Below are 9,662 nucleotides of genomic sequence, written 5' to 3'. Positions count from 1 at the left end.
TTGATTCCACCGTCCAGCCTACTTCAGGTGAATTCAAAGGTACTTCTGCCTTTGATTTCACCGTCCTGCCGGCTTCGGGCGAATTCAAAGGTACTTCTGCCTTTGATTCCACCGTCCTGCCGGCTTCGGGCGAATTCAAAGGTACATCTGCCTTTGATTCCACCGTCCAGCCTACTTCTAGGAGAATCAAAGGTACTTCTGCCTTTGATTCCACCGTCCTGCCGGCTTCGGGCGAAATCAAAGGTACTTCTGCCTTTGATTCCACCGTCCTGCCGGCTTCGACCGAAATCAAAGGTACTTCTGCCTTTGATTCCCTCTACCTGCCCGCTGCGGCCAACGCAATCGCGCAGTTTGCTTGGCCGAAGTCCCGATCCATTCGTTCATTTACAGCGCAACCGTGAAATAACGGATAAGCTTCGCTTCCCCCAAAACATATAAATCCTTCAAAAAAAAACAGCCCGGAGATCGCTCACCGGACTGCATCCATTGTTGTTGCCCCTCAGTTCTGTCTATTCTGTCTGTGGTCGGTTCTCTCTTGCTTTAGATCAGAGTGAACTCTTGTTCTACTGCTTGCTCTACCGTGGAGTACTCTTCCCCAAGAGCCTCTGCCACGGCTTGGCAGGTGATTTTGCCGTTGGCAACATTGACGCCGCTCTTCAGGCCGGCATTTTCTTCAATCGCCTTGAACACACCTTTATTTGCAATTTGCAGCGCATAAGGAACCGTAACGTTGGTTAAAGCCATGGTCGAGGTTTTGGCTACAGCACCCGGCATATTGGCTACCGAGTAATGCAGGACGCCGTATTTCTCGAAAACAGGATTGTCATGTGTGGTTACCCGGTCAATCGTTTCAACGATACCGCCTTGGTCAATCGCCACGTCTACAATGACGGAGCCAGGCTTCATCGTCTTAACCATTTCTTCGGTAACCAGCTTCGGCGCTTTCGCACCAGGAATCAGCACCGCGCCTACCAGCAGGTCTGCTTCAGCTACAGCCTTGGCAATGTTGTAAGGATTGGAGATTAGCGTGTTGATCTGTGCGCCAAAAATATCATCCAGCTGGCGGAGTCTGTCCGCGCTGAGGTCAACAATTGTCACTTCGGCTCCAAGACCGATCGCCATCTTGGCTGCATTCGTACCGACTACACCGCCGCCGATAATGCTGACCTTGCCTCTGCTGACGCCGGGAACGCCGGAGAGCAGAATGCCTTGGCCGCCATAATTCTTCTGCAGGAACTGCGCACCGAGCTGCACGGACATCCGTCCGGCTACTTCACTCATTGGTGTGAGCAGCGGCAGTGTGCGCTCATGGACAACCGTTTCATATCCGATGGCGAACACGCCTTTGTCCTTCAGGGCCGAAGCCAGGGCCGGCTCCGGAGCCAGGTGCAGGTAAGTGAAGAGGATCAGGCCCGGGCGGAAGTAGCCATACTCGCTTGCCAGCGGCTCCTTCACCTTCATAACCATCTCTGCGGCAGCCCATACTGCAGCAGCTTCAGCGATCAGTTCCGCACCGGCTGCGGCATACTCTTCATTGAGGAATCCGCTGCCGGCTCCGGCTCCGGCTTCCACCAGCACTTTATGTCCATCTGCTACCAGACTGACAACTCCTGCAGGGGTAATGGCGACACGGTTTTCGTTATTTTTAATTTCCTTGGGTACTCCAATAATCATTGTTAATCGCTCCCGTCTTATGTCTTTCCCTTATGTAAAGAATGATAACATACGAACTCTTTTTGCATTTTGGGTAAAAAGAAAAACTTTATCTGCCATGATTGTGTTTTAACACAATGGAGGGGTGAAAACCCTATGTACGGAAGCGGTATCCATTGGTATATATGACAAATCTGCATTTAAAGCATAAAAAAAAAGACACCGTCACCGATGTCTTCTTGGCAGAGCTGATACAGCAGCCAAGAAATCACCCTTTGCTGCAAAATAATATTTGCTTAAAATTCGAATTTTTGCGTTATGTTTTGTGACATTTGTTATTTGTCCAATACAGACAGCACCGTTTTCAGCACGACATTTACCCCCTGCTCGCATTCCTCATAAGAGGTCAGTTCTTCCTCGCAGTGGCTTTTACCGTTCACACTGGGCACAAAAATCATTGCCGACGGCAGGAAGCCGGCTACGAACTGGGCGTCATGCCCTGCTCCGCTGGCCATTTTTTTGCCGGAATAGCCGAGGGTCAATGCCGCCTGCTCCACAAGCGCGCAGAGTTCAGGGTCAAACCATACGGTATCGCGGCCCCACAGCTTGGTCTTCGAAACTGCACAGCCCAGCAGCTCCTCCGGCAGACCGTTAATAATTTCTTCTACCGTGCGGACAATGTCCATGTCCTTGTGTCTGGCTTCAACGGTAAAAATGACCTTGTTCGGAATTACCGTATGGATGTTCGGCAGCACGTTCATCCGGCCCATGGTGAAGACCAGGCCGGAATCCAGCACCCCCAGCCTGCCGCGCAGCTCTGTAATCAGGTCGGCCGCGGCGAACAGGGCATCCTTGCGCATATCCATCGGCGTCGTCCCGGCGTGGTCGGATTCGCCTGTTACTTCAATTTCATAGCAGGCCATGCCGACAACACAGTCAACCAGGCCGATGGCGAGATTTTCTTTTTCCAGCACAGGACCCTGCTCGATATGCAGCTCCAGATAAGCCGCCGCCTCCCTAATCCGGTTCGCGGCCTCCCCGGCGTAGCCGCTGGCCTCCAGCGCTTCGGCAAAGGCCGTCCCTTCGGGGTCCTTCTTCTTCAGCATCTCCGCTTTGTCGAACTTGCCGGAGAGTACGCCCGAAGCCATCATTGAAGGCTCGAACCGCGCCCCTTCCTCGTTCGTGAAATTCATTACCGTAACCGGCAGCCGGGGCTTGATCCCATGATCGACCAGCGTGCGCACTACCTCCAGACCGGCAATGACACCAAGCACACCGTCGAAGCGGCCGCCCTTCTTAACCGTATCCAGATGCGAGCCGATCACCACAGGCGGGCCGGCTTCCGTTCCTTCGAGGGTGGCGTACATGGTGCCCATATCATCCACCGTGACCGACATTCCCAGCTCTTCACAACACGCACGGAAATAATTACGCACCTTCACATCCTGCTCCGACAGCGACAGCCGGGTCACGCCATTCTTCTCCGTCCGCCCAAAATCGGCAAAGGCCTCAATCGTATTCTTCAATCTCTCACCGTTCACGAATATCTGCTTAAGCTGCATGGCCCTATCCCTCCGCTTCGAACGCTTACTTATTATAGAATCATTGCCTGCTATATATGTTATACCATTCCGCTTGATTGTCATTTTACACACTGTAATAATTATTTTTCTGAATTGTACACGATGTGTTACAACGATCCAGCGGAAGTCTGTTAGAATATGAGCTGTCGGCGGGGAAGACGTGCCGGCAACCATTGTGAAAGGAGAGCAATCTACTATGAACACCATTTTGCGCAGCGGCTCGGCGGAGGCTGAGATCAGCCCGCTCGGAGCGGAGCTTATCAGCTTCATTAGAAAGGACACGGGCACGGATTACATCTGGAGCGGGGATGCCGCTTATTGGACAGGCCGTTCTCCGGTGCTGTTCCCGATTATCGGTGCCGTCAGGAATGGGGAGATCAAGGTCCATGGACAAGCCTACAAGCTTGCCAATCACGGCTTTGCCAGACACAGCGAGTTTACGATAATTGAAGCGGACGAGTCACATGCAGTATTCCGGCTCACCAGCAGCGGGCATACCCTGTCCAGCTATCCGTTCCAGTTCAACCTGTATATTACATACACGCTGAATGAAAGCACCCTCAAGCTGGACTACCGTGTAGAAAACACCGACGGACAGAGCATCTTCTTCCAGCTTGGCACGCACCCTGCATTCAATTGTCCGCTGGATGAGAACGGAAGCTTCAGCGATTATGTCCTGGAGTTCTCCGAGACCGAAACGCTGGACCGGGAGTTCCTGAATAGTGCTGGCCTTCGGATCACCGGCAAAACGGAGTCTGTGCTGAAGGGTGAGCGCCTCCTTCCCTTGACCCATGAAATGTTCAGGGACGACGCGCTGGTCTTCCGCAATGTAGCCTCCCGGCAAATCACGCTGAAGAGCCGGGTTACCGAGAAAAGCGTCGCCGTATCCTTCGAAGGCTTCCCGGATCTCGGCATCTGGCAGAAGCTGAACGCGCCTTTTCTCTGCATCGAGCCCTGGCAGGGATTCGCAGACAGCGATGGATTTGAAGGCGAGCTGTCAGAAAAAGAAGGCGTCATCACCCTGGCGCCGGGAGAGAATTTCGCCAGCTCCCTGACGATAGAAATCAGCTGAATCCCCTCCAATAAGTAAACTAAAGTAGTATATACAACCTTTCTCTGCCAATAGTAAGCTTAAGTTAGCTTATAATCCCAGGTTATAATACCAAACATAGATGGGAGAATTGGATAAGGGAGTGGAGTATATGCAAGGATTGTCAGTGGTTATCTGCACGAGGAATCGGGTACAGGACCTGACACGGTGCATTCATTCTATCACCAAGCAGGACATAGGCCGGACCTGCCCCATAGAGGTTATCATTATAGATGACGGGGATATACCCGAAGAAATTTTGAGTGAATACGAAGCGTTACTGACCGGCTGCGGTTATTCTTTTGTCTATCACAGCAAGACTGACCGGGGGTTATGGCTGTCCCGGCTTAAGGCAGTGGAGCTGTCCTCCATGGATAAGATCCTCTTCCTTGACGACGACGTCGAAATCCCCGGGCATTACTTGTCCACTCTGAGTCAAACCTACCTCGACTATCCAAACTGCGCAGGGGTCGGCGGCATCGCCATCGGGATGAGCAACAGCTTCCTCGGTACAATCCGCTGCCTGCTGTCCTTCCAGCAATCCCTATCGAGCGGCAAGCTCTCGCTGAGCGGCCAAGCCGGCTCCATGTACAATTGGCATAAGGCGAGGAAGATTTTCAAGACCGAATTCCAGCACGGCTGCAATATGTCGTTCAAGAAAGAAGCCATCAAGGATCTGGGACCCGTTCCCTGGCTCAAAAGCTACAGTGTCGGCGAAGACATTCTCATGTCGCGCATCGCCCAAAAGTCCGGCCCCCTGTACATCAATCCCGAATTGAAGCTCCTGCATCATGAATCCCCGGCCTCCAGAGACAATCTTGAAGACGTTGCCTATACCCGGGTGCTGAACCATGTACATCTGCTGAAGGACAAGAACTCGGGCCCCGTCGGATATCTCGCGCTCGTCTGGACCACACTCTACCTCATTCTGCGGGAGCAGCCCAAGAAGAATATCGCCGCAATCAACGGCTACAAAAAAGGGCTGAAAGAAATCTTCTCCAGGCAGACCGCCGGATAACCCAACTCTAATTCAGGAAGGGAGTGGCTGCATGAGCCTAAGCATTGTAGTTCCCATGTATAATTTAGAACAATATATAATACCTTTGCTGAATTCACTCCTGGATCAGAGGGATAAGCGGTTCGAGCTGATTCTGGTGGATGACGGCTCCAAGGACCGCACCGCCCAGGTTGCCGAGGAAATGCTCGCGCGCTCGCCTATTTTGCAGGCTAAGCTGATCCGCACACCCAATGGCGGTGTCAGTGCCGCAAGAAATACCGGGCTGGCGGCAGCAGCCGGCGATTATGTACTTTTCCTGGACGGCGACGACTATGCGGACCCCGATCTGGTGCAGCGTGCTCTGGCAGCTGCTGCGGGCGGGACGGCAGACATACTTTGCTGGGGATATAACCTGGTCCGCGAGGACGGATCGACCATTGTGAGCTTCACTTCAGACGCCGAAGACACCACGGGAAGCGAAGCGCTGAAGAATATTTTTGTGCATAAAAGCCTGCGGATTTGGACCGGCAGCATCGCCTTCAAGCGCACCTTTCTGCTGGAGAACGGTATCCGCTATACGGAGCGCTGCGTGAACGGCGAGGATCAGGAGTTTATCTACAAAGCCTTGTCCCGGGCCTCCCGGGTGATCTCGATCCCCGATGTGCTGTCCTATTATCTTCAGCGGACGTCATCGATTACAGGTACCTACAATGTGAACAAATTCGATGTGGTCGCCGCCTTCAAGCGGGTGGATGAATATTTCCGGGCCCATCCCTTCAATGAGGCTCACACGATATCGGATCTGCTGCTGAACCGTGAAATGACCGAGAATTACTTCTACAATCTCAAGACCTGCCTGAACGGCACGAGCGGCATCAGCACCCGCAAGCTGCTTCAGGATATTGATCTCGCCTACCCCGGCGTGAACCAGGAAATGCTTCCGATCATGCGGCGGTACCAGGGCGATGACCGGCAGCTCGCTTTTCAAATCAAAGCCTTCTTAATTTCCCCGTCCCTGTACGGGCGGTTGATTCATCTGGACCGCAGCTGGCTGCAGTTCAAACAGAAGCTCAAAGCCGTGATCAGCAGAAAGGAAATTAAGATATGAAGAAGAAAATGATGATCTACGCATATACGGAGTTCAACCTCGGCGATGATCTGTTTATCAAGGTGCTGTGCGAACGCTATCCGGATACCCGGTTCATGCTTATTGCGCCGCGCCAATATACAGTGGTCTTCAAGGATCTCCGCAATCTAAAGGTCTTTGCTTCGGACTCTGTGCTGTTCCGGGGAATCAACTACTTCTTCCGCAAGCTGAAGCTGCATCCAAATTTCATGCAGAAGTTTCTGGTGGATCAGGCAGACGGCACGGTGCATATCGGCGGATCGATCTTTATGCAAGGAGAGCAATGGGCCGAATATGTGGCGAATAACGAGAGCCTCCGCAACAAGAGCAAACCGTATTATCTGATGGGCGCCAATTTCGGTCCTTATACCGACAATGCATATTATGAGGAGCACCGGCGGATCTTTCAGGAATACACCGACATCTCCTTCAGAGAGCAGTATTCCTATAATTTGTTCCAGGATCTGGGCAACGTCCGGATGGCGCCGGATCTTATTTTTCAACTGCAATATGAGCAGGCCGCAGGAAAGGCTCCGGAAGAACGGTATATCGCCATTTCGGTGATCAAGCCTTCCTCGAAGGCCTTGGACGGTTTTGACAACCTCTATTATGAAAAAATGAAAGATGTTGCAATTCATTTCATTCAGCGGGGCTATGCCGTGCATTTTCTGTCGTTCTGCCAGCATGAAGGCGACCAGGAGGCGATCGGACAGATTCTGGGCCTGATTCCGGCAAAGCTGCAGCGGGAGACACAGGTTCACTTTTACAGAACCGGTATGGATGAGATTCTGGGCGCGCTGGCAGGCGCAAGCTTTATCGTGGCGTCCCGCTTCCATGCGATGATTCTCGGCTGGGTGTTCGGCAAGCCGGTATTTCCGGTAGCCTACAGCAGCAAAATGATCAATGTCATGCAGGATGCTCATTTTGACGGACAATATACGGATTTCGCCCATCTGGCTGAGATTACCCCGGAGCAGGTGTTCGAGAGCATGGCCGGGAACAGCCTTGATGTTACCTTGCAGGCGAACCAGGCGGAGAAGCATTTCGAGCAATTGGATGCCTACCTCACGCCTGCGCCGCTTGTGGAAGGGAGAAGGAGCTATGAAAGCTAAACGCAGCATGCTGAACCTGGGCTTCGGTCTTACGAGCCAGGTGATCACCATTATTCTCGGCTTCTTCATCCCCCGGCTGATCATGGTCAATTACGGCTCGGAGGCCAACGGGCTGATCGCCTCCATCGTGCAGATTATCAGTTATTTCGCTCTGCTGGAAGCAGGCGTCGGCGCAGCTTCGCTGCAAGCCCTGTATAAACCGGTAGCCAAAAATGACTACAACCATATCAATTCGATTCTCGCCGCCACCTCCAGCTATTACAAAAAAACCGGGATCTATTACTTCATCTCGGTTGTCCTGCTGGCAGTCGTCTATCCGCTGGTGATCCATTCGGAGATCAGCAAGCTGAGCATCATGGCGATTATCTTATTCTCGGGCCTGGGCGGGGCGATCAATTATTATTACCAGGGCAAATTCAGAGTCCTGCTGATTGCCGAAGGCAAAAGCTACATCGAAACCTCGATCGTCACGGCCGCGAATATTCTGAACAATGTGGTGCGGATCATTCTGCTGCTGCAGGGTGTGGATATTATTGCCGTGCAGGCCTCCTTCTTCGTACTGACGGTTCTGCAGATTGTGGCCTTTTATATCTATTCGAAGCGGCATTACAAATGGATTGATCTGGGCCTGAAGCCGGACTTTGAAGCCATCGGGCAAAAAAATTCGGTCATGGTGCATGAAATTTCCTATCTTATCTTCCGCAACACCGACGTGCTGATCCTGACGATATTCACCAACCTGAAGGTTGTCAGTATCTATGTAATGTACAATATGATTTTCACCATCGTCGACAACATCGTCCAGACTGTCAACGGAAGTGTGAAGTCGGCGCTGGGGCAGAGCTATCATGAGGGCAAAGAGGCTTTTGTCAAATTCTATGATGCATATGAGGTCTATTTCATGGGCCTGATCTTCTCGATCCTGACCGTAGTGTACATTCTCATTCTGCCGTTCATGCGGCTGTATACATCCGGGGTCAATGATGTGAACTATATCAACTTCTGGCTGCCGATCCTGTTCGTGGTGATCAAGCTGCTGACCAATGCCCGCACCTCCTCCAACAATCTGATCACGATTGCCGGGCATTTCCGCAACACCCAGTTCCGTTCGATCATGGAGTCGGCCATCAACCTGGGGGCTTCGATTGTCTTCGTCGTATTCTTCGGACTCTACGGTGTGCTGATGGGGACCATCGCCGCGCTGCTGTACCGTTCCATCGATATCGTGATCTACGCCAACCGTGTGCTGCTTGAGCGCAGTCCATGGGTAACCTTCCGCAGATGGCTGACCAACGTCGCCGTGTTCGCGGCTATCGTCTTCATCACCACCAAGCTTGACCTCAGCATCACCTCCTACACCGGAGTGATTCTATGGGGTATAGTACTCGGCCTGGTAATCCTGCCCATCTATTACGCAGTCGGCTCCCTTGCCGAACGCGAGGTTTTCCTCTATGCCTGGGGCTACGCCAAACGCTTCATAACCAAAGTGAAGCTGAAGCGCAGCAAGGTTACAGCCAGCCAGACTTGAGGGCCGGCGGTCTTGGGGACAGCATAAGCTTCAGAGAACCTAAGCTTACGCTGCGCCGGGACTGCGGCCGCTCGGCAAAGAGCCGAACCCGGCTCAAAGCTGGGCATGGGCCGTACAAGAACTACGCTAGTTCAGCACTAGAGCTGCACTGACCGGGCAACAGAGCTGTACCGGCCCAGCATCGAACCTGATCCAAAACTGCATCGTCCCGATCCTGCACCAAGTGTAAAAAGGTAACCTAATTTATTGGATTTGGCGTTTTTCAAGGCATCTAAGTGGAAAAAGTAAACCTAATTCTCCCTATTCGGCCGATTTTTTCCTTGTAACGCTGATTTAAGTGTACTTTTTCCCACTGCGACTTGCCGAAGCTATCGCCCGAAGAAATTAAGTGTAGAAATTCCCACTAAATTTGTATTTGTGCAGCATATGTGCGGCGAATTGCGATGGCTCACAGAAATTAGCGTCAGCTCATGATCTGACTGCCTGTGGCAGCGATCTATGAGAGCACGGCTAAAGCCTGGCGGATGCTTTTGAAGCAAGCTGTTTGACGAAGCGATTTCAGGAGCGCCCAGC

Annotated in this window: 8 protein-coding genes; 6 read left to right on the top strand and 2 right to left on the bottom strand. The window is 52.3% G+C overall.

What is annotated here, in order from left to right; all coding sequences use genetic code 11:
• Positions 1–401 (top strand): hypothetical protein (locus HYD27_RS30515; protein ID WP_219221556.1); only part of this gene is annotated, 401 nt, incomplete at its 5' end.
• A 139-nt stretch (positions 402–540) separates the two neighbouring features.
• Here HYD27_RS30515 and ald read toward each other — a convergent pair.
• Both ald and HYD27_RS30505 read right to left on the bottom strand, forming a co-directional pair.
• Positions 541–1,674, bottom strand: a complete 1,134-nt coding sequence (ald, locus tag HYD27_RS30510) for an alanine dehydrogenase (RefSeq protein WP_219221555.1) — start codon at positions 1,672–1,674, stop codon at positions 541–543.
• A gap of 314 nt (positions 1,675–1,988) precedes the next feature.
• Positions 1,989–3,215, bottom strand: a complete 1,227-nt coding sequence (locus tag HYD27_RS30505) for a Zn-dependent hydrolase (RefSeq protein ID WP_219221554.1) — start codon at positions 3,213–3,215, stop codon at positions 1,989–1,991.
• Positions 3,216–3,432: 217 nt separating this feature from the next.
• Here HYD27_RS30505 and HYD27_RS30500 point away from each other — a divergent pair, with 217 nt between their 5' ends.
• From HYD27_RS30500 to HYD27_RS30480, 5 genes are all read left to right on the top strand, one after another.
• Positions 3,433–4,308, top strand: a complete 876-nt coding sequence (locus HYD27_RS30500) for an aldose 1-epimerase family protein (protein WP_219221553.1) — start codon at positions 3,433–3,435, stop codon at positions 4,306–4,308.
• 130 nt (positions 4,309–4,438) lie between these two features.
• Positions 4,439–5,344 carry a glycosyltransferase family A protein gene (locus HYD27_RS30495; RefSeq protein ID WP_219221552.1) on the top strand — a complete coding sequence of 302 codons (906 nt, stop codon included), beginning with the start codon at positions 4,439–4,441 and terminating at the stop codon, positions 5,342–5,344.
• 31 nt (positions 5,345–5,375) lie between these two features.
• On the top strand, positions 5,376–6,431 hold the full coding sequence (locus HYD27_RS30490; RefSeq protein WP_219221551.1) for a glycosyltransferase family 2 protein: 1,056 nt from the start codon (positions 5,376–5,378) through the stop codon (positions 6,429–6,431).
• Positions 6,428–7,561: a polysaccharide pyruvyl transferase family protein gene (locus HYD27_RS30485; RefSeq protein WP_219221550.1), complete on the top strand. Its 1,134-nt coding sequence runs from the start codon at positions 6,428–6,430 to the stop codon at positions 7,559–7,561. The genes HYD27_RS30490 and HYD27_RS30485 overlap by 4 nt, the downstream gene beginning before the upstream one ends.
• Positions 7,551–9,089: a lipopolysaccharide biosynthesis protein gene (locus tag HYD27_RS30480; RefSeq protein WP_219221549.1), complete on the top strand. Its 1,539-nt coding sequence runs from the start codon at positions 7,551–7,553 to the stop codon at positions 9,087–9,089. The genes HYD27_RS30485 and HYD27_RS30480 overlap by 11 nt, the downstream gene beginning before the upstream one ends.
• Positions 9,090–9,662 lie beyond the last annotated feature (573 nt).

This window comes from Paenibacillus sp. S150 (genome assembly GCF_019352175.1).
Taxonomy (GTDB): Bacteria; Bacillota; Bacilli; order Paenibacillales; family Paenibacillaceae; genus Paenibacillus_AQ.
Note: the sequence above shows the minus strand (reverse complement) of the source record. Positions and strands in the feature narration are given on the sequence as shown.